The sequence below is a fragment of the Streptomyces sp. NPDC086147 genome, assembly GCF_040702165.1.
In the GTDB taxonomy this organism is placed as follows: domain Bacteria; phylum Actinomycetota; class Actinomycetes; order Streptomycetales; family Streptomycetaceae; genus Streptomyces.
The window spans coordinates 91,549-110,700 of the sequence record NZ_JBFBJO010000017.1; the positions used below are offsets into that span (position 1 = coordinate 91,549).

Sequence of the window (19,152 nt, forward strand, 5' to 3'; positions counted from 1 at the left end):
CCCTCTCCTACTCTCCGTTGTCGACGTCGGTGACGGTGCCGTCCTTGATGTACCGGGCGAGGTTGAGGTCCGGGGCGTCGAAGCGCTCGCGGACCTCCTCGCCCCACAGGACGGTCTGGGTGCCCTCGTGCTTCACCAGGCCGGGGTTGATGCCGAGCTTGAAGCCGCCGGGCAGCGGCTTGCCCTGACGGTAGGGCAGGAAGTCCAGCGGCGATTCGCCGTCGGCCGCGTACACGACGCAGTCGGACAGGATCGCGATCGGGTACTGCCCGGTGAACGCCGCGTGCTTGACGATCTTCCGGTGGAGGTTGATCCGGGTGCGGGAGATGACGGCCGCGCGGATGTCCGGCCGCCACGTCGGGCGGGACAGGGCGCGCCACGGCTCCCCCGGCCGCCAGCCCTCGCCGCGCGGGCGCTCGCGCAGCTTGCCCAGGCCGCCCTTGACCGTCGCCTTGATCGCCGAGGCGACGACGGCCAGTTCCGGATCGCGGCCGCGGTGGCCGTCCATCGCGGCGAGGAACTCCTCCGGCGACAGGTCGGCGCCGACCCCCAGGTCGGCCATCGTGGCGAGGTGGGCGTCGCGCAGCCGGTTGTACCAGCCGTCCAGGTACCGGCCGTTCTCGTAGCGTACGTACGCCTCCAGCGGAGCCACGTCGTACCCGAGCTCCACCGCGTACGCGACGGTCGGCGTCGCATACCAGGCCGGTCCCTCCGGGCGGTCGCCCTTCGGCGTGAACGGGCTGGGCAACAGGCCGCCGTCCAGCTCCGCCCACTTGTCCTTGGCGACCTTCACGTGCGACAGGTCGACGTGGGAGAGGTCGACCAGCCAGCTTCCCGGCAGCTTCGGGTCGAACGCGGGGTTCCGGACGCGGGTGGGTGCCCCGAGGCCGACGACCAGGCCGTTGGCTCCGGCGGCGAAGGCCATGTTGACGTCGACGCCGACCAGGTGGCGCAGGGTGCACTCGGCGTCCGTCATCGGCCGCGCCCAGTCGTACGCCTCCTCGAACAGCTTCTCCGCCGGGCCGCGCACGTGGAAGCGCGGCAGGTCCTTGAGCAGGGGGTGCCCGTCCGGGGCCTCGCACGGCGCGCAGTCCACCGGGTCCTTGCCCAGGGAGGCGGGGTTGCGCTCGGAGTGCCGCTTGCCGTCGGCGTCGGGCTCCGAGGCGCGGGTCGGCGGGTGCAGGGCGGTCATCAGCTCCAGGCCGGTCACCGCGGTCGAGCCGCGCGGCGTCATCACGCGGGAGGCGTACACGCCCAGGACCCGGGCGAGTTCTGCCGGCGGGAGCTGCCCGACGCTCCCCCAGTGCCGGGTGTCGAGGGCGTGCCAGGACGGGATGCAGAGCTGCACGCAGGCCCGTTCCGAGCCGGTGGCCGGACGGTAGATCCGCGCCCACGGTCCGAAGCCGCGTTTCGTCAGCTTCCACTCCGCGCGGGCCAGCTGCTTGACGACCTTGTGGCTCTCGGGGATCCGACCCGCGAGCCGCTCCTCCTCGGTGAGGGCGACGGGGAGGCCGTAGCGCTTCAGCGCGGCCTCGGTGAGGACGAGGAGCGGGTCGGCGTCCTTGCCCGGCCCGGACAGCTTGGGCTGGCCGAGCCTGCCCTCGCGCAGCGTCCACTCCACCAGTGAGGGGAGCGACTTGGCCGGGATCTCCAGGAGGAGGCCGCCCGGGCAGTACGCCAGCGCCTGGCCGGTCTCGTCGACGTCGACGACGGCGAGCGGGCCGTTCGCGAACCGTGCGTCCGCCCTGTCGGGCGTGCCGGGTGTGCGGGGCGCAGAGGTGTCGGCCGGGGGTGTCCTCCGGGGGGCCGAAGGAGGGTTGGTGACGGCGGGGGTGGGTCGGGGCTGCGTTTCCCGAGCCGGGGGCGTGGGAGCCGTCTCCGCTTCCGGGGCCGGGTCCGGGTCCGGTGTCTCCGTGGGAGGAGTGTCGGTGTCGGCGGGGTAGAGCTTCGCGAGGCCGTCGAGGAGGCGTGCGTACGCGTCGCGTTCCGGCGGGCGCGGTTCGGTCCTGCCGGACTCCCAGGCGCTGACCGTGGCCCGGCGTACCTGGAGCGCGCTCGCCACCTCGTCGATCGTCAGACCGTGCGCGCTGCGCAGACGCTTGCGTTCCGCCGGCGGCGGGAGCGGGGCGCGGGACGCGAGCAGGGCGTCGACCGCGTCGAACAACTCGGACATGGAACACCTCCGGGCCGACACCTTACCTGGTGAAACGTACATATCGCGTACGTTCGGCGTACGAAACGCGTGCATGGGGAGTGGGTGTGTGCTGTGGGGTTCCGGGGTTATCACGGCGTGATAGGTCGGCGAGGAGGCGGAGTGGGAGGGAGGGGTATCACGCCGTGATAGGTCGGACGGCCTGGAGACGGGGCGCGGGGTTATCACGCCGTGATAGGTCGGGCGGGGTCGAGAGGGGCTGAGGGGTTATCACGACGTGATAGGTCGGTGAGGGCCGGAGTGGGGTGAGGGGTTATCACGCCGTGATAACCCGAGAGGAGTTCGTAACCTTCCTAACGCGTCAATGGCAGAAGTTGATCTCAGTCGTTAGTAGGGTGACGTCCATGACGTCACCCGAAACGGGCGGCGACCGGGAGAAGGTCGTCACCAAGCTCACCAGTACCCTCCGGCAGGACCTCAAGGTCCGAGCCGCTCTCCACGGTCTCGACATGCAGAACGCCGTCGAAGCCGGCATCACCGCCTGGCGCGGTCTGGGGTCGAACCTGGCCGCCGTCGACACCGCCGGTGCGGAGACCTACTCCACCTTCCTTCCCGCCGGACTGTGGGACGGCTTCCGCGACGACTGCAAGAGCCGTGGGGTCTCCCTCACCCAAGGCATCGCCCAGGCCGTCGCCCTCTGGCTCGACAACAACCCCGTCCCCGAGGCGAAGCGGCCCGCGATGGTCCGGCGCGTCATCGTCTGCAACCAGAAGGGCGGTGTGGGCAAGACCGCCATCACCGCCGGGCTCGGTGAGGCCCTCGCCGAGAACGCGGCCGAGCTCGTCCCCGTCCGGGTCTCCAAGCACTTCGCCGCGCTGCTCGAAGCCGACGACCGCCCCGAGGATCCCCTCGCCCTGGAAGACCTTCCCGGGCTCGGTCAGCGTGTTCTGCTCGTCGACTTCGACCCGCAGGGCCACCTCACCAAGCAGCTCGGCCACGAACTGCTCCCCATGGGCGGGGACTCCCTCACCAACCACATGGCCGGCGAGGGCAAGGGCGAACTGGCCGATCTGGTCGTCTCCGTCGAGGAGGACCGCTTCGGCGACCGGCTGGACCTCCTGCCCGCCTGCACCGACGCCTTCCTCCTCGACGTCCGCCTCGCCTCCGTGCGGGCCCGCGAGGCCGCCCTCGAACGTGCCCTGCGGGCCGTCGAGGCCGACTACGACGTCATCGTCGTCGACTGCCCCCCGAGCCTCGGCCTCAGCATGGACGCCGCGTCGTACTACGGACGCCGCCGCGACAACGAGGAGACCGGCAACTCCGGCGTCCTCATCATCGTCCAGGCCGAGGACAGCAGCGCCGACGCGTACGGCCTGCTGACCGCGCAGATCGAGGACATGCGCGGCGACCTCGCCCTCGACATCGACTACCTCGGTCTCGTCGTCAACCACTACGACGCCCGCCGCGGGTACATCGCGACGTCCTCCCTCCAGTCCTGGATGGACATAAAGGATCCGCGGGTCGTCGGCGTCATCGGTGACCTCAAGGAGCAGAAGGAGGCCGTCCGCGCCAAGCGGCCCCTCCTCGCCTACGCACCCCGGTGCGAGCAGTCCGTCGCGCTCCGCGCCCTCGCCCGGGAGATCAGCAAGTGAGCAAGGCCAAGAACCTCGGGGCCGGATCCTCCTTCGCGCAGGCCCGTCCCATCAGTGCCCGCCGAGCCGCCATCGGCGCGGCCACGGCCGCACCGACCGAGGGCGTTCCGGACCCCACGGAGCTTCCGCTCGGCCTCATCAGCCAGAACCCCGACAACCCGCGCGAGGAGCTCCGCGATCTCGAAGGGCTGGCCGACAGCATCCGCGAGATCGGTCTCGTCAACTCCATCACCGTCGCCACCGTCGACTCCTATCTGGCCGAGCGGCCCGAACGGGCCGAGGACGTGGACGAGGGAGCGCGGTACATCGTCGTCGACGGCCACCGTCGGCTCGAAGCGGCGCGGCTCGCCGGTGCCACCGTGATCCGGGTCAGCGTCAACAACCACCTCGTCGCCACCGACGAGGCCCTCCTCGAAGCCGCGTTCGTGGCCAACGTCCACCGCGACGACATGAACCCGATCGAGCAGGCCCACGCGCTGAAGAAGCTCGTGGAGTTCTACGGTTCGCAGAACAAGGCCGCGAAGCGCCTCGGCATCGGTCAGTCGACCATCTCCTCCAAGCTGTCGATCCTCGACCTGGACCACGGGCTCCAGGCGGATCTCGTCGAGGGGCGCCGGACGATCGAGCACGTCCGCAATCTGTCCAAGCTGCCTCCCGAGCAGCAGCGGGCGAAGGCCGACGCCCGGGCGGAGGCGGCGGAGCAGAGGTCCGCCGCCAAGCGCGACCTATCACGCCGTGATAACCCGCCGGTCGTTCACGAGGTGGTGGTCTCGGGCGGGGGCGGAACCACGGACGGGAGCGTCTTGAGTGGGGGTGCCTCGGGAGAGAGCGTTTCGGGTGGGGGCGTTTCGGGTGGAGGCGTTTCGGGTGGAGGCATCTCGGGAGAAGGTGCCGCAGACGGGGGAGTCGTCGACGGGGGAGCCGTCGACCTATCACGCCGTGATAACCCGGCGGGCGAAGACCGTGGGTCCTTTACGGACGAGGTGCCCGCGCCAAGAAGTGCACAGGAGGCTCCGACTAGTCCGGCGGCTCCGGCGGTGCCGGTCGTCGCTGCGGTACCGGCCGTTCCCGAGGTGCCGCTGCACGATGGTGTCGCTCTGATGGACACGGCCTTCGACCGGCTCGATCCCAGGCAGCGCAGTGCGTTCATCCAGCACTACTTCAAGCGCAGTACGGGGGTGGGGGCCGTCATCGCGGACATGCGGGGGGACCTCGCCGTGCAGGACCGGAACTCGCTGGCGGCCATCCTGGAGCAGGTCGCCGCGGGTCTCCGTGAAGGCGCGTAGGACGGCGCCACGGAACCGGCGATGCCTTCGTCCCCCGGTGGGGGAGGGGCATCGCCGGCGCCGGGCGGGGCGTCCCCGTCCCTACGTGAACAGACGGGGGGCGTCGGTGCCCTTGGAGCGCTGGGTCTTGCTGCCCTTGGCGCCGGGCGCGAGGGTGCGGGGGTCGACCGCCTCGGCCGGGGCCCCCGTCGCGTACAGGCCCTCGGGGTCGTTGTCCCGGTCGTGGGGGAGCAGCCAGAAGACGCGGCGGCGGAACGTGCCCGAGGAGCGGGACGCCTTGGCCTGCGGGCTGAGCTGGGCGTAGCCGATCATCCGCCCGTCGCGGTGGTAGGCGGGCCTGCCCCGCCGGGTCGGGAGGCGGTCCAGGCTCTGCCGGACGTAGTCGAGGTCCTCGACGTTCTCGAGCCAGACGAGCTCGGATTCGTCGCTGATCTCCTCGTCGGTGATGAGGGAGCTCATGTGGTCTCCTCGTCCGCGAGCACCGCCATGCCGATGCCTGGGTAGTACTTGCGGGAGTTGGACAGGATCATTTCCTTGGGCGAGGCCAGTCCGACGAGCTCCCTGGCCCGTGCCGCGAAGGCCCGGGAGGAGATGGCGGGCGCGCCTTCATTCTGGCACCAGCTCCGGTAGGCGGCGTACAGGCTTGCCTGTTCCGCCCGGTGGTCCGGGTTGAGCAGACAGCACTCCTCGAAGAAGCGGCCGGTGTGGTCCTCCGTCTCGGCGTACGCGGTGGTGGCGATGCGGACGCGCTCGGGGCCGGTGAGGTCCCGGTCGCCGGCGAGGTAGCGGCGGGAGCCGTCGATGAGCCACTTGAGGATCCCGGGGCCCTCCTCCGTGACGAGCAGATCGGCCAGGTTGTCGATCTTCCGGTCGTCGGAGACGACCCGCTCGAAGGGGAGCAGGCGGATGCGGCGCCAGAAGGCGAAGCCGCCGGTGTTGACCTCGGGGCGGTGGTTGCCCAGGAGCCAGAGCTTGTGCGTCGGCTCGAAGCTGAAGAAGTCCTGGCGCATCCGGCGGGCCTTGATGCGGTCGCCGCCCGTCAGGAGTTTGACCCGGGCCTCGTCGAAGCGGTCGCCGGGCTTCACCTCGCTGCAGACGATGACGCGCCGTCCGTGGAGCTCGGCCAGGTCCGTGGGATGGCCTTCGTACGGCCGGGCCATCAGGAAGCCGGGCGGCGCCGCGTCGGCGTAGTCGCCCAGGAGCTTCAGGAGCACGTCCAGCAGAACCGATTTTCCGTTCTTGCCGGAGCCGAAGAGGAAGGGCATGACCTGTCCGCCCACGTCGCCGGTGATCGAGTACCCGAGGAGCACCTGGAGGAAGTCGATCATCTCCGCGCCCTTGGCGTCCTCGCCGAAGGTGTCGGTGAGGAACCGGAGCCAGCGGGGGGTGGGCATGGCCCGGGGGCTGACGGACGTGGAACGGGAGTGGAAGTCCTTGTCCGAGGCGGCCGGCCGGACCGCGCCGGTGCGCAGGTCCACGATCCCCGCCGGGGTGCACAGGGCGTAGGGGTCGGCGTCCAGGGAGGCGGCGTTGAGGACCATGCCCGGGGCGGACTTCGCCTGGGTCAGCATCGCGTTCATGCCGCCGGTGCTCAGGGCGCGGCGGCGGTGCTGGCGCATGGCCGTGTCCGTGTAGACGCCCCGCGGGTCGGTGACGGCGATGTTCTCCGCCAGGTCGCCGGCCGCCCACAGGACCGTGTCGTCCTCGTCGATCTGCCAGCGGGTGGTGTCCCACCGGTACCAGCCCAGACCGGGCACGTGCCGGTAGTCGTGGGAGTAGAGCCTGGCGAAGAGCTTGGCGTTGCCGCGGTCGCTGAGGGTGTCGGGCAGCAGGCCCGACGGGCCGGCGTGCTCCCCCGGCGGCCCGGGCGCTCCGGGGGGCGCCTGCTGGGGAGGAGCGTCGGAGAAGTGGGCCAGGATCTGCGCGGCCACCGCCTGGGCGTCGAAAAGTTTGTCGTCGGGACCGACAGTCATACATCCCCCCTGGAGCCCCTCGGGCGTGTGCGGCCGATGCTTGGGGAGCAGCCGTGGGCGACTGATCCCGCCGTAGAGGGAACGGATCCGGACCGGGGCGCGCGGGAAGAGGGAACCCGCTGATCCGGTTCGGTTCCCCGACGGCCCGGGGGCGGACAGCCTCCGGGCGAGAAACGACCGCGCCAGGGCTGCCTTAAGTCGCTGCGCGGAAAACGCAGTTCACCGGCCATGTTCTTCCCCCACCAGCGACCGAAGCGACTCATCTATGACATGAACAGTACCGAAGGCGAATCACGCCGTTCGGGATCCTACAGAAAAAAACCGTCCGGTCTGTCAGAATCAAGTTCGAGCCAATCATTGCTACCCCGGTGGACGCAACCCGCTGGGGGAGGGGTGTGCAGCGACCCAAGAGACTCAGGCCCGTATGGCCGGCCGAGAGACCCCGGTGCGTACGTCCGGTCGGAGCGACCCGAGAGGGGGCCCGGTCGGGGGCGGAGCCGGGGGAGCGACTGTGGGGGAGCGACCGGAGCGCTCCGGGTAGCTCCCGGATCGGGGGAGGAAATCCCAGGTCAGGGGGGCGGATTGGACTTCTCGGCGACTCAAGCGACCGAAGCTTCGGGTATATGAGGGTTCCCTGTGTGCGCGTGCGCGTCATATATAGGGAGACTCAGTCGCTTCAGTCGCTTTCTGAGGGTGCCCACCCTTCCGACCTGCGGTTTTCCCGGCGACCCGAGCCGTCCGGCCGCGAGGACCGGGTCGCTTGACCCCGCCTCCGGTAGCTGGTTCCCTCTCAGGACATGAGCGAGGAGGCGTTTTTCCCGAGGAGTTCATCCGCTCCCCGGGTGTTCGGAACGTCCTGTGCACGAGGTCCGGTCGCTTCGGTCGCTGCCGGGAGCCGGCATGCCCGCTGAACTGGGCTTTCCCTCCAGCGACTCAGGAGCTGCCGCCCGGGCGCCCGTACCGGCCGCCCCTTCGGTCACTGCGCGGTGGTGTGCCCGGCAGGGCTGGCCGGTCCTCCCGCTGGCTCCCGGGCGCAAGACGCCCGCGGCCAACTGCGAGGCCTGCCGTGCGCCGGGCCACCGCTACGACGACTGCCCCTGCCCCGGGGCTGGCCGCTGGTGCCACGGCTTCCGGGCCGCGACCCTCGACACCGCGCGCATCGACCGCTGGTGGGGCGGCGACGCGCGCTTCGGCGTCGGCGTCGCCTGCGGTCCCGCCGGGCTCGTCGTGATCGACGTCGACGCGCATCCGGACCGCGAACCCCCCTCCCGAGACCGCCTGTTGCCGGGCATCGGGATCGACGAGCGGGTCGACGTGGCCGGCATCGCCACCGGCTTCCACACCCTCGCGGTGCTCGCCGCGCTCAGGGGCCGCCCCAGTCCGGCGGAGGACGTGACGACCCTGCGCGTACGGACGCCCTCGGGCGGGATGCACATCTGGTACCGGGTCACCGACGGGCGCCGCTGGCAGTGTTCGACCGGCTCGACCGGAGGCCGCGCCCTGGCCTGGCAGGTCGACGTACGGGCCCACGGGGGCTACATCATCGCCCCGGGCACCACCACGGTCGCGGGCACCTACACCGCGCTCGGGGAGGCCCGCAGGCCCGCGCCGCTGCCCGGGTGGCTGGCCGCCGAGCTCGAACGCACCGGTCACGCGCCCGTCGAACGGGCCGCTCCCGTCCGGCAGGCCGTACCGCCCAGGGCGCGTCAGGCCGTCGTCGCGGCGGGCGGCGGGCGCGACCCGGCCGAGCGGGTCCTCGCGGGCGTCCTCGCCGAGGTCGCGGCCTGCGGCGCGGTCGCCGAGGGCGCCGGCTTCACCGAGAGGCTGAACCGGGCCGCCTACACCGCCGGGGGCCTGGTCGCCGCCGGTCACCTGTCCTCCGAGGAGGCGTACGAGGCGCTCCGCCGGACCGCCGAGGCGGCCCGTCCCGGCCAGGAGACGAGGGTGGACCGGATCATCAGGGGCGGCCTGGCGGCGGGTGCCGTGCGGCCGCTGCACCTTCGTTCCCGCCCGTGACGCGAGCGGGAGACCGGCGGACGGACCCGTCTTGCAAAGAGAACCGCCCGCCCGGTATATTTTTAATCGCCACGGAGGCCGGGCGGGGGCGTATTTCTTCGGGGGTGTGCGTCCGTGCCGTGTCGGACCGGTCAGCCGACCGTGGCGTCCGGGGCGGTCGCCCGGACGCGGAGCTCGGCCGCGATCTTCTCGCCGCGGCTCTCCGTGAGGTCGACCGAGGCGAGGACCGACGAGACGGCCACGCTGGGCAGTACGTACCGCAACAGGCTGGAGGCCCGGGACAGCAGGTCCTGGTAGTCGCACACGGCCTGGGACATGGCCTGGACCCCGCCGAAGGAGCCCACCAGGACGTCGGCGGCCTCGGAGGGCACGGCGTGGGGGAGCAGCTCGCCCTTGATCCGGGCCTCGTCCAGGAGCGCCCTGACGACCTCGGTCCAGTAGGTGAACGGACCGCTGCGGTCGAGGCCGTGGGCCTGCTGGTCGAGCGAGAGCCGTACGCCGGCCCGGACCATCGGCTCGGTCTGCAGCCGGTAGGCGTGCAGCATCACCGTGTCCGCGAGCTCCTGGATCTTGTAGCTCCGGGGCGGTACGGGGAGGAGCTGGTCCTGCTCGTGGATGACCCCCTGGGCGAGGTCCTCCTTCGAGGGGAAATGGAAGTACAGGGCCCCCTTGGTCACTCCGGCGGTGTTGAGGATCTCGCTGATCGTCGCCATCTGATAGCCACGTTCCTCGAAGACCTTGGCCGCTGCCGAGAGGATCGTCTGTCGTGTACGGACTGATCGGTCCTGCTTGACCACTTTCGCCTCTTTCTTGCGGTGAACCTGAGGGCGCCATAAAAAAACCGCCCAGTATGTATCTTACATCCAGCGGTGCTCGGCGCAGCTCTCCGAACCCAACTGATCAACATCTGAACAATCGGGAACGCGGTGGGTGGGCGAGGCGGAAAAGCGGGAGAGGGCGGCGGCGGGGGCCGCCGTGATGGTGCGGGCCGGTCTCCTCGGGGCCGGGGGCGTGCGCCCCGAGGACCGGAACGATGCGTCGCCGTGCGGGGGCCGTGCCGGATTACTCGGAGCAGGCCGCGGCCGCGGTCACGGTGGTGCTGAAGACGGGTTCGCCCTCCTGGTGGCCGGTCACGAGGACGGACTCCCCGGCGCTCGTGCCGGGCAGGCGGCGGGCGGTGATGAAGCAGGGCGCGTCCAGCTCCGCGTACCGGCTGAACGTGCCGGTCAGACCGAGGGCGAGAGCCGGGCGGCCCAGGGTCGCGGCCGTGGCCTGGCGGGCCGCTTCGAGCAGCATCATGCCGGGTACGTGGTCGACGGGGTGGTCGAAGAGGATGGGGTGGCGGGTGTCCACGCGCAGCTGCCAGTTGTCCCGCTCGCCGGTGGGCGACAGGACGACGTCCGTGGGCGAGATCCGTCCGACGGTCTGCGGGGCCGTGGGGGCGGTGAGCGGGATCCGCGGACGGCCGGAGGCCAGCCGCTCGGCGCGCATGCGGGTGTAGACCCTGGACGGCACACAGGTGAAGTCGGCGGAGCCGGTCGCGGCGATCCGGCCGTTGCGGCGGATCACCGCGTCGTAGCGGAACCCGGCGACGGAACCGCCCCGGCGCTTGACGTCGGAGCAGGTGATCTCGATGTCGAGCGAGGCCGGCGCGTCGTCGATCAGGAGGCCGTCCGGGCACACCACGAAGTCGAGCGACCACATCAGGAAGCTGTGGTCGAGCGGGACGCCGTACTCGGCGTGGGCCAGGAGGCAGCCGGCCTGGCGGATGGTCTCGGCGGATATGAGCGGGTCGTGGCGGCCCTCCACCGCGGTGAAGAAGCTGTGGGCGCGGGGCCACTGGGCGGAGACGACGAAGCGGTCGTCGCCCGTGCGCTTCCAGTCGGTGAGCATCACCTCGGCGACGCTCGCTCTGTGGACGAACTCCTTGGGCACCGTCGTGGTGAGCGACGGGTAGCGCAGAGCGGCCGTCCAGGCCGGTGCGTGGTTCTCGGGGCAAGTCGTGTCTGCTGAGCGGAAGGTGCTGATGGACATGGTTCCCCCTGAGGTGTCTTTGGCTCGAACGTGCGTGACGTCCCCTCAGGCAGCGAAGATACAGACCAACCGGTTTATTTTCTACGGGGTCGCCACACTCCCTTCGCGAATGCACCCAAGTTTCCCTACCGGACACCTCTGCAAGGTGTTTGACGTGCGGGAATGTGCCCCTGGCAACTGCCTTCGAGAAGGGGGAGGGCGTGCTGCCCAGGGCGTGCATACTGCCTTTTCCAGGCGCCGGACCGGGCTCGTCACGGGGGCTCTCCAGGGTGTCCCGAGCGGCCTTCGAGCGATCCTCGGCCGTCGCGGTCGGGGCGGATGGCCGGTGGGCGGGGGCGGTTTGCCGGCGGGGGTGCGCAGGGGGTGTGCGGCCGCCGGCAGGGGGTGCGTACAGCCCCGTTGAGCTGCGGCTCCACGCGTGCTCCAGGGGGCGGTGTCAGGATCGGGGCCGGCCCGCTCGCGGACGAGGAGACGGCATGAGCGCCCTCATCACGGACGACGAGCTCGCCCACGAGGTGAGCCTCGTCTGGCTGGAGGACACCGGCCGGCTCGACTACGTCCGGCAGACCCTGGACCGTCTGCCGACCCGGCGCGGCAGGCCCGTCCACCACCGTGACGGACGGATGGTCGGGTACGCCCTGCTGGGGCCCACGGCCAAGCCGTCGCGTCCCTCCGGCACGTTCAGGCGGCGGGTGTTCTGGCTGCTGCCGCACGACCGGGACACCGCTCCCGACGGGCTGTACGCCACGAGTTCGCCCGCCGAGGCCGTGGACGTCCGGACCCTGGCCCCGGGCGACAGGGGGCGCAGGACGGAGCGTTCACGGGGCGGTTCCGGGCCCGCGGCGGTGTGACGACGGCGGGCGCGGGCGTCGTACCGGGAGGCCCGGCCCCTTTCCGACGGCGCGTCATCGCCCGGCCGGCCGGGCGGAGGACGCCTTCCTCGCGGTCGCTCCGGCCGCCTCCGGAGGCCCGACACGGGTCGCCCCGCGCCCCCGTGCGCCCGGTTGTGTGCCACCGCACAATAGAAACCGCGCGAGCGGTTTGTTAGAGTTGCGTGGGGCCTACCAGGAAAAGGCCGGGTCGTGGCGGTGAAGGTGCCCGAGCGGCACCGGCCCGCCTCCCCGTGGAGCCCCGGAGCAAGCACGTCCTTCCGGCCTGCCCCTCGGCGGGTGCGGCCCCTCTGCAACGACGGAGCAGTCGATGGTCAAACAGGAGCGCGCGGCGCGCACGCGCGAGACCCTGATCCGGTCCGCGGCCGAGGTGTTCGACCGGGAGGGCTTCTCCGCGGCCTCGCTCTCGGTGATCAGCTCCCGGGCCGGGGTCAGCAACGGGGCGCTGCACTTCCACTTCGAGAACAAGGCGGCCCTCGCCGACGTCGTGGAGGCGGAGGCGCTGATCAGGCTGCGGGCCGTCAGTGACGCCGGCCCCCCGGCCGGAGCGGGCCGCGTGCAGCTCCTGGTCGACGCCACCCAGGGGCTCGCCGCCGCGCTGCGCCGCGACGTGGTGCTGCGGGCGGGCTTCTCGCTGAACGGCGAGACGGTCCGTACGGTCCGTATCGACCTGCGCGAACACTGGCGGCGCTGGGTCGAGGAGGCGGTCAAGCACGCCGAGTCGGAGGGCGAGCTGCGCCCCGAGGTCGCGGCGCAGGACGTGGTGACCGCCGTGGTGGCCGCGACCGTGGGCTTCGAGGTGCTCGGCGTACGGGACGCGGAGTGGCTCTCGACGGCCACGGTCGGGCGGTTCTGGCGGCTGCTGCTGCCGACGCTCGTACCGAAGACCGCCCTGTCCGACGTCAGGGTCGAGGGGACGCGGTCCTCGTAGGACCCGTCAGTCTGTTTCGCCCTGTCCGGAAACGGTTTTCCGGGACCGGACAGGGCGCTCCGAGCAGGTACGAGGCTGCGGTGGATCGATGAACCCGCAGGTCAGGTGCGCTCCTTGAGGGAGCGTCGAATCTTCCTTCCAGTTAAAACAGCGCGGTCGGTTTCGTATTGACAAACCGCGTGTCCTGTTTTTTACTGAGCCAGGCTTCATCTGCGGACAGGGGAGTACGCGTGGACATCGAAGTACTGGGCGCACTGGCGGTGCGGGAGCAAGGAGTCTCCATCACGCCGACGGCCCCCAAACCACGGCAGGTGCTGGCACTGCTGGCGCTCCATGCCGACCAGGTCGTCCCGGTGTCGGCGCTGATCGAGGAGCTGTGGGCGGGCGCACCGCCGCGCAGCGCCCGCACCACCCTGCAGACCTACGTGCTGCAGCTGCGGGCCCTCATCGCGACCGCCCTGGAACGGGCCGCGTCCGACGGGGAGGAGAACCCCACCGGGCGGCGCACCGCCAAGGACGTGCTCGTGACGCTGCCGGGCGGCTACCTGCTCGACAGCGGCGGCGGCACCACCGACGTCCGCGAGTTCGACCGGCTCGCCGGCATGGGCTACCGGGCGATGGACTCGGGCGACTTCCCGGGCGCGGCCCGGCTGCTGCGCGAGGCGCTGTCGCTCTGGTCCGGTCCCGCCTTCTCCGACGTGCAGGGCGGGGTGCAGCTCGACATGGAGGCCCGGCGCCTGGAGGAGACCCGGCTCTGCGCGCTCGACCAGCGCATCGACGCCGACCTGCGGCTCGGCCGCCACCGCGAGCTGCTCGCCGAACTCACCGTGCTCGCCAGCCGCTACCGCACCCACGAGAACCTGCACGGGCAGTTCATGCTCGCCCTGCACCGCTCCGGGCGCCGCGGCGAGGCCCTGGACGTCTACCAGCGGCTGCGCGGCACCCTCGTGCGCGAACTGGGCCTGGAGCCCTCCGCCGCGCTGCGCAGGCTCCAGCGCGCGATCCTCATGGCCGGTCCCGAGAGCGTCGTCGAGGCGGTCGAGAACGCCGACGACCGGCTCGTCCGCGTGGGCTGAGCCGGGCCGTGCGCGCGCCCCGCGCACGCGACCGGCCGCGCCGCCGACCTCCTGGAGAAGGCACCGATGACCAGTGACCGAACCGTTCCTCCCGGCGACCTCCTGACCGACGTCCTCACCGTCCTCGCCGACGTCCTGCGCGTGCGGCCGGAGAGGATCGACCCGGAGCAGACGTTCCAGTCCCTCGGCTTCGACTCGCTGCTGACCGTCGAGTTCGTCGCCGTCCTCAACGCGCGGTACGGGCTCCGGATCCTGCCCACGGAGCTCTACGACCACCCGTCGCCCGCGGCCTTCGCCCGCCGGCTCGCCCGGGAGGAGGGGCTGAGCGAGGGGGCGGGGGCGATCCCCGGGGCGGGGTCGGTTCCCGGAGCCCGGGCCGCCTCCGCCTCCGCGACGGTGCGGGCCGACGTCGGCATGCCGTACGCCTCCGACGTGCACCCCGTCCCGTACGGGGAATCCCGCCCGGAGTCCGGGAGCCGCGCCCCTGCCGACGGCGGCGCGATCCTCGACATCCTGCGCGAGCAGCTGGCGGCGATCCTGGGCTGCGACGCCTGGGAGATCGACCCCTCCGCGTCCTTCCCGCTCCTGGGCGTGGACTCGATCATCGGCACCGAGCTCGTCACCGTCCTCAACCGCACCTTCGGGCTGCGGGAGCGGGCCGCCGCGCTCCACGACCACCCGAACCTCGCGGCGCTGGCCGCCCACGTCGCCGTCCGCACCGGGGCCGCGCCCGCTCCGGCCCCGGCCGCGTCCGCCGCCGGGACGGCGGCGCACGGCACCGAACTCGACGTACTGCTCGACGCGGTGCGCGACGACAGGCTCACCGTGGACGAGGCACTCGTCCTGCTGGGTCGACACGGCTGAGGGGCCGGCCGGCGTGGAGAGCCCGGTGGACGCGGTGGATCCGACGGGGGAGCCGCTTGACCCGGTGGGGGAGCCGGTGGGCGGCCCGGTGGGGCAGGCGGTGGGTGCGGGAGGCCCCGGCGGGCCGCTCGACGGTCCCGCGGGCGCGCCCGTGGCGGCCCTGCTGCGCGGTCTGACCGATCCCGGCCGCCCGGCCGCCGGAGCGCTCGCCGTCGTCACCGGAAGCTCCGGCACGGGCAAGACCGCCCTGCTCGACGCCGCCGCCCGGCGGGCCCGCGCCGCCGGGGCGGCCGTCCTCGCCGCCACGGCCTCGCCCGCCGAGCAGGAGCTCCCGCTCGGCGTCCTCGGCCAGCTCCTCGGCGGCGCCGCACTGCCCGAACTCCCCGGCGACGCCCGGGCGTCGGCCTTCGAGGAGGGCTTCCGCAGGCTGCGGGACCGGGCCGCGCGGGAGCCCGTACTCGTCACCGTGGACGACGTCCAGTACGCCGACGAGCCCTCCGCCCGCGCCCTGCTCTACCTCGCCGGCCGGCTCGGACCCCACCGGCTGCTGCTCCTGGTCGCCGGACAGCGGTGGACCCGTACCGCGCCGCCGCCCGCCCTGGCCCAGCTCCTGCGCCACCCCGCCGCGCACCGGGCGGCCCTCACCACCCTCACCCCGGAGCAGACCGCCGGCCTCCTCGCCGGGCCCGGCGCCCTGGGCGCGGACGCCGCACGGCGGCTCGCCCCCGCCTGGCACCGCGTCACCGGCGGCAACCCGCGCCTGCTGCGCGCCCTCCTGGAGGACCACGCGGCCTGCGCCCCCCTGCGTCCGGCCCGCCCGGTCGTCGGCACCGCCGTCAAACGGGCCGTCGGCCGCTGCCTGCGGGCCGCCGGTCCCGCCGCGGCCGAGGCCGCCCGGGCGCTCGCCGTCCTCGGGGACGGCGCCACCCTCGCGCTCGTCGGCGGGCTCCTCGGCACCCACGACCGGGCCGCCGTGCCCGCCCTGGCCGAACTCGACGCCATGGGGCTGCTCGCCTCGGGCCGGCTGCGCCACGAGGGCGTCCGGGCCGCCGTGCTGGAGGAACTGGCGCCCGACGACTGCGCCCGGCTGCACGAGCGGGCCGCCCGGCTCCTGCACGAGGACGGGGCTCCGCCCGCCGCCGTCGCCCGGCACCTGGCCGCCGCCCACGCCGCCGCCCCGGACGCCCCCGCCGCCCGCCCGCCCTGGGCCGTGCCCGTCCTGGCCGAGGCCGCCGGGGCGGCCCTGCGCGCGGGCGACCCGTGGCGTGCCGCCGAACTCCTGCGCACCGCGCACCGGTCGGGACCGGACGCGCGGCACTCCGACGCGGTCCTCGTGGACCTCGCCTGCGCGGAGTGGGAGACCGACCCCGGCTCCGTCACCCGGCACCTGCCCGCCCTGGCCCACGCCCTGGAACGGGGCCGCCTCGACCCCCGGCAGGCCCTCGCCGCCGCCGGGCCCCTGCTGTGGCACGGGCGGCCGGAGGCGCCGGCCGCCGCCGCGACCGCGCTGCGCGCGCTGACCGGGCGGATCTGGCCCCGGCCGGACGGCGTCCACGCCGACGGGGCCCTCGTCTCCGGGACCGGCGGGCCCTGGGCCGACGGCGCCGGGTCCGCGGCCGCCGTGACGGGCACGCCCGAGCGGGTCCTGCGGGCCCTCGCGCTCGGCCACGCGCCCCGGCCCGCCGTCGCCGAACTCCTCGGCGCCCTCCTGCACACCTGGCGGCTCCCGCGCCCCCGGGCCTGGTCCGCGCTGCTCGCCGAGGGGGCCGCGTGGACCCAGGGCTCGCCCGCCCGCCGGGCCGTGCTCGAAGCGGCGGCGGCCGTGCTCTACCAGCGGACCGGGGAGCACCGGGCCGCCTCCCGGCACGCGGCGAGCGCCCTGGAGCTGGTGGACCCGGCGGCCTGGGGCGTCGCGGCCGGGGTCCCGCTGGCCGTCGCCGTCGACGCCGCCACGGCCCGCGCCACCCACGGCGAGGCGGCGGAACTGCTGCGGGTCCCCGTGCCGGAGGAGATGTTCCGCACCACCGCGGGACTGCCGTACCTGCTCGCGCGCGGCCGGCACCAGCTCGCCGCGGGCCGGGCCGCGGCCGCCCGCGACGACTTCCACACCTGCCGGGACCTGATGGCCGGCTGGGGCCTCGAACCGGCCGGGGCGCTGGACTGGCGGACCGGGCCGGCGGACGCGTCCCGGCCGGGGGAGGACGGGCGCGGGGCGGTGGTCCCGCTGACCGGGGGCCGTGACGCCACCGGGCCCGCCGGCTCCCGGTCAGGTCACTCCTTCGCAGAAAAAGGGAGTTCCCTCGCCGTGCTCAGCCGGGCCGAGCGCCGGGTGGTGGGGCTGGTCGCCGAGGGCTGCACCAACCGGGTCGTCGCGGCCCGCCTGTTCGTCACCCCGAGCACCGTCGAGCAGCACCTGACCCGCGTCTACCGCAAGCTCGGCGTGCGCTCCCGCGCCGACCTCACGGCCCTGTGGCGGGCCGCCGCCGCCGACGGGGACGCGGCGGCCCGCGAGGACCGGGGCGCGGTGGTGGGGGAGTGAGCGCCGTCCCGTCAGCCGCGCCGGGCGGCCGTACGGAACCCCCGGCGGTTCTTGCGGCCGAGCGCCCCGGTGGCGACCAGGTCGGCGAGGAGGGGGGCCGGCGCGTGCTCGGGCGACCGCAGCTGCTCGTACAGCCGCTTCTGGATCGCGAGGGACACGTCGAGGCCGATGGTGTCGAGCAGGGCGAACGGCCCCATGGGGAAGCCGAATCCGCGCCGGACCGCCTCGTCGGTCTCCTCGATGTCGGTGCCGTGGCGTTCGAGCAGGTCGACGGCCGCGCCCAGGTACGGGAAGAGCAGGGCGTTCACGATGAAGCCGGCCCGGTCGGGGCAGTCGACGGCGGTCTTGCCGAGGCCCTCGGTGAAGGCCCGGGCGGTCGCCGCCGCGCCGTCGGAGGTCTCGGCGGTCCGGGTGACCTCGACCAGCCGCATCAGCGGCGCCGGGTTGAAGAAGTGCAGTCCGACGACGTCGGACGGACGGCCGGAGGCGGCGGCGCAGTCCGCGACCGACAGGCTGGAGGTGGTGGTCGCCAGCAGCGTGCCCGGCCCTGCCGTACGGCCCAGGGCGGCGAACAGCTCCCGCTTGACCTCCTCGTCCTCCGCCACGGCCTCGACGACCAGGTCGCACCCGGCGACGGCCGCGACGCCGGAGGCGCCCGTGAGCCGCGCCAGGGCGGCGTCCCGGGCCCCGGCGGTGGTCCGGCCGCGCTCGACGGAGCGGTCCAGGGAGGCGCCGACGGCCGCGAGGGCGGCCGACGCCTTCTCCGGGCTCCGGGCGACGAGCACCGTGGGGTGTCCGGCCGCCGCCGTCACCTCCGCGATGCCGCGGGCCATCGCGCCCGAGCCGAGGACGCCGACCGTGCGCACCGGCCGGACGCCGGCGGCGCCGGGGGAGCCGGCGGGCGGGCGCGGCGCCCGGCCCTCGTCGTCGTAGCGGTGGAAGCCCTCGCCGGTCTTGCGGCCGAGCCGTCCGGCGCCGACCGTGCGGGTCAGCAGCGCGGCGGGCTCGAAGGAGGCGTCGCCGGTGCGCTCGCGCAGCCGCGTCAGCGCGGCGTGCGCGGTGTCCAGGCCGATGGCGTCCAGGAGTTCGAAGGGGCCCTGCGGCAGCCCGCAGCCCAGCCGCATCGCGGTGTCGATGTCGTCGCGGGAGGCGTGGCCCTCGTCGAGGAAGGCGACGGCCCGGTTGAGGTGGGCCAGGACCAGGGCGGTGGCGTCGGCGGCCGGGCGGGCGCCCAGGGCCACCCGCGTCAGGCCGAGGGAGGCGATCAGGGCGTCGACCGCCGCCGCCGCGTCCGGCGAGGTCAGGGCGGTGCGCACCGGTTCGACGGTGCCGCCCGGGCCCGGCGGGACCAGGAAGCGCAGTCCGGCCACGTCGGCGGGCCGGCCCGAGGCGATCGCGAGCCGGGCCGGGGGGAGTTCGGCGGAGGTGGTCACCAGGACGGCCCCGGGGGCCGCGGCCGCCAGCTGCCGCAGGACCTCCGTCTTGACGCCGAGGTCCTCGGTCACGGCCTCGACGACGACGGAGGCCCGGCCCGCCCGCGCCGGGTCGTCGGTGAAGACGGCGCGGTCCGCGGCGCCGTCGGGCGCGGCGGCCTTGGCCCGGCGGGCCACCCGGTGCCGTACGTCGGGGTCCGCGTCGACCGCGACGACCTCGTGTCCGGCGGCCAGGGCCAGCCGCAGCAGGCTCTCGCCGAGGCTGCCGAGGCCGACGACGGCGGTGATCGGTGCCTGGGTCATGGC

The 19,152-nt window shown here is 73.6% G+C and carries 14 protein-coding genes; 8 read left to right on the plus strand and 6 right to left on the minus strand.

Annotated features, from left to right (window positions below; translation table 11 throughout):
• Positions 1–7: 7 nt before the first annotated feature.
• The gene (locus tag AB0398_RS27700; protein ID WP_366378342.1) at positions 8–2,173 is read right to left on the minus strand and encodes a helix-turn-helix domain-containing protein; all 2,166 of its coding nucleotides are present in this window, start codon (positions 2,171–2,173) and stop codon (positions 8–10) included.
• A gap of 383 nt (positions 2,174–2,556) precedes the next feature.
• Here AB0398_RS27700 and AB0398_RS27705 point away from each other — a divergent pair, with 383 nt between their 5' ends.
• On the plus strand, positions 2,557–3,804 hold the full coding sequence (locus AB0398_RS27705) for a ParA family protein (RefSeq protein WP_366378343.1): 1,248 nt from the start codon (positions 2,557–2,559) through the stop codon (positions 3,802–3,804).
• Positions 3,801–5,090: a ParB/RepB/Spo0J family partition protein gene (locus AB0398_RS27710; RefSeq protein ID WP_366378344.1), complete on the plus strand. Its 1,290-nt coding sequence runs from the start codon at positions 3,801–3,803 to the stop codon at positions 5,088–5,090. The genes AB0398_RS27705 and AB0398_RS27710 overlap by 4 nt, the downstream gene beginning before the upstream one ends.
• A gap of 81 nt (positions 5,091–5,171) precedes the next feature.
• Here the strand turns inward: AB0398_RS27710 and AB0398_RS27715 are convergent, their stop codons facing one another.
• Together AB0398_RS27715 and AB0398_RS27720 are read right to left on the minus strand one after the other, a co-directional pair.
• Entirely contained in the window at positions 5,172–5,549 is a 378-nt protein-coding gene (locus tag AB0398_RS27715; RefSeq protein ID WP_366378345.1) for a DUF6009 family protein, read from the minus strand.
• The gene (locus AB0398_RS27720; protein ID WP_366378346.1) at positions 5,546–7,063 is read right to left on the minus strand and encodes a phage/plasmid primase, P4 family; all 1,518 of its coding nucleotides are present in this window, start codon (positions 7,061–7,063) and stop codon (positions 5,546–5,548) included. Before AB0398_RS27720 ends, AB0398_RS27715 begins: the two co-directional genes overlap by 4 nt.
• Before the next feature lie 900 nt (positions 7,064–7,963).
• Between AB0398_RS27720 and AB0398_RS27725 the strand changes: the two genes are divergently transcribed.
• Positions 7,964–9,079, plus strand: coding sequence for a bifunctional DNA primase/polymerase (locus AB0398_RS27725; RefSeq protein ID WP_366378347.1), 1,116 nt, complete (start codon positions 7,964–7,966; stop codon positions 9,077–9,079).
• A gap of 131 nt (positions 9,080–9,210) precedes the next feature.
• Here AB0398_RS27725 and AB0398_RS27730 read toward each other — a convergent pair whose 3' ends face one another.
• Positions 9,211–9,876 (minus strand): ScbR family autoregulator-binding transcription factor, encoded by a 666-nt coding sequence (locus AB0398_RS27730; protein ID WP_366378348.1) that lies wholly within the window; start codon positions 9,874–9,876, stop codon positions 9,211–9,213.
• Positions 9,877–10,141: 265 nt separating this feature from the next.
• Entirely contained in the window at positions 10,142–11,113 is a 972-nt protein-coding gene (locus tag AB0398_RS27735; protein WP_366378349.1) for a ScbA/BarX family gamma-butyrolactone biosynthesis protein, read from the minus strand.
• Positions 11,114–11,589: 476 nt separating this feature from the next.
• Here AB0398_RS27735 and AB0398_RS27740 point away from each other — a divergent pair, with 476 nt between their 5' ends.
• The 5 genes from AB0398_RS27740 (at position 11,590) to AB0398_RS27760 (ending at position 17,413) form a co-directional block, all read left to right on the plus strand.
• Positions 11,590–11,964 carry a DUF6009 family protein gene (locus AB0398_RS27740; RefSeq protein WP_366378350.1) on the plus strand — a complete coding sequence of 125 codons (375 nt, stop codon included), beginning with the start codon at positions 11,590–11,592 and terminating at the stop codon, positions 11,962–11,964.
• 349 nt (positions 11,965–12,313) lie between these two features.
• Positions 12,314–12,934 carry a ScbR family autoregulator-binding transcription factor gene (locus tag AB0398_RS27745; protein ID WP_366378351.1) on the plus strand — a complete coding sequence of 207 codons (621 nt, stop codon included), beginning with the start codon at positions 12,314–12,316 and terminating at the stop codon, positions 12,932–12,934.
• A gap of 230 nt (positions 12,935–13,164) precedes the next feature.
• Positions 13,165–14,010 (plus strand): AfsR/SARP family transcriptional regulator, encoded by an 846-nt coding sequence (locus AB0398_RS27750; protein ID WP_366378352.1) that lies wholly within the window; start codon positions 13,165–13,167, stop codon positions 14,008–14,010.
• A gap of 66 nt (positions 14,011–14,076) precedes the next feature.
• Positions 14,077–14,874, plus strand: a complete 798-nt coding sequence (locus AB0398_RS27755) for an acyl carrier protein (RefSeq protein ID WP_366378353.1) — start codon at positions 14,077–14,079, stop codon at positions 14,872–14,874.
• Positions 14,875–14,887: 13 nt separating this feature from the next.
• A complete protein-coding gene (locus AB0398_RS27760; RefSeq protein WP_366378354.1) occupies positions 14,888–17,413 on the plus strand; it encodes a LuxR C-terminal-related transcriptional regulator in 2,526 nt (841 codons plus the stop codon).
• Between the two features lie 11 nt (positions 17,414–17,424).
• On the opposite strand, the gene AB0398_RS27765 is transcribed toward AB0398_RS27760, so the two are convergent.
• Complete coding sequence (locus tag AB0398_RS27765; RefSeq protein ID WP_366378355.1) at positions 17,425–19,149, minus strand: 3-hydroxyacyl-CoA dehydrogenase family protein; 1,725 nt, start codon at positions 19,147–19,149, stop codon at positions 17,425–17,427.
• Between the last annotated feature and the right edge of the window lie 3 nt (positions 19,150–19,152).

What these genes read in the sequence shown, in the direction of transcription:
- AB0398_RS27765 (WP_366378355.1), bottom strand. Translation starts at nt 19,149, where the DNA reads ATGACCCAGGCACCGATCACCGCCGTCGTCGGCCTCGGCAGCCTCGGC.
- AB0398_RS27725 (WP_366378347.1), top strand. Translation starts at nt 7,964, where the DNA reads ATGCCCGCTGAACTGGGCTTTCCCTCCAGCGACTCAGGAGCTGCCGCC.
- AB0398_RS27745 (WP_366378351.1), top strand. Translation starts at nt 12,314, where the DNA reads ATGGTCAAACAGGAGCGCGCGGCGCGCACGCGCGAGACCCTGATCCGG.
- AB0398_RS27700 (WP_366378342.1), bottom strand. Translation starts at nt 2,173, where the DNA reads ATGTCCGAGTTGTTCGACGCGGTCGACGCCCTGCTCGCGTCCCGCGCC.
- AB0398_RS27740 (WP_366378350.1), top strand. Translation starts at nt 11,590, where the DNA reads ATGAGCGCCCTCATCACGGACGACGAGCTCGCCCACGAGGTGAGCCTC.
- AB0398_RS27720 (WP_366378346.1), bottom strand. Translation starts at nt 7,063, where the DNA reads ATGACTGTCGGTCCCGACGACAAACTTTTCGACGCCCAGGCGGTGGCC.
- AB0398_RS27705 (WP_366378343.1), top strand. Translation starts at nt 2,557, where the DNA reads ATGACGTCACCCGAAACGGGCGGCGACCGGGAGAAGGTCGTCACCAAG.
- AB0398_RS27735 (WP_366378349.1), bottom strand. Translation starts at nt 11,113, where the DNA reads ATGTCCATCAGCACCTTCCGCTCAGCAGACACGACTTGCCCCGAGAAC.
- AB0398_RS27755 (WP_366378353.1), top strand. Translation starts at nt 14,077, where the DNA reads ATGACCAGTGACCGAACCGTTCCTCCCGGCGACCTCCTGACCGACGTC.
- AB0398_RS27715 (WP_366378345.1), bottom strand. Translation starts at nt 5,549, where the DNA reads ATGAGCTCCCTCATCACCGACGAGGAGATCAGCGACGAATCCGAGCTC.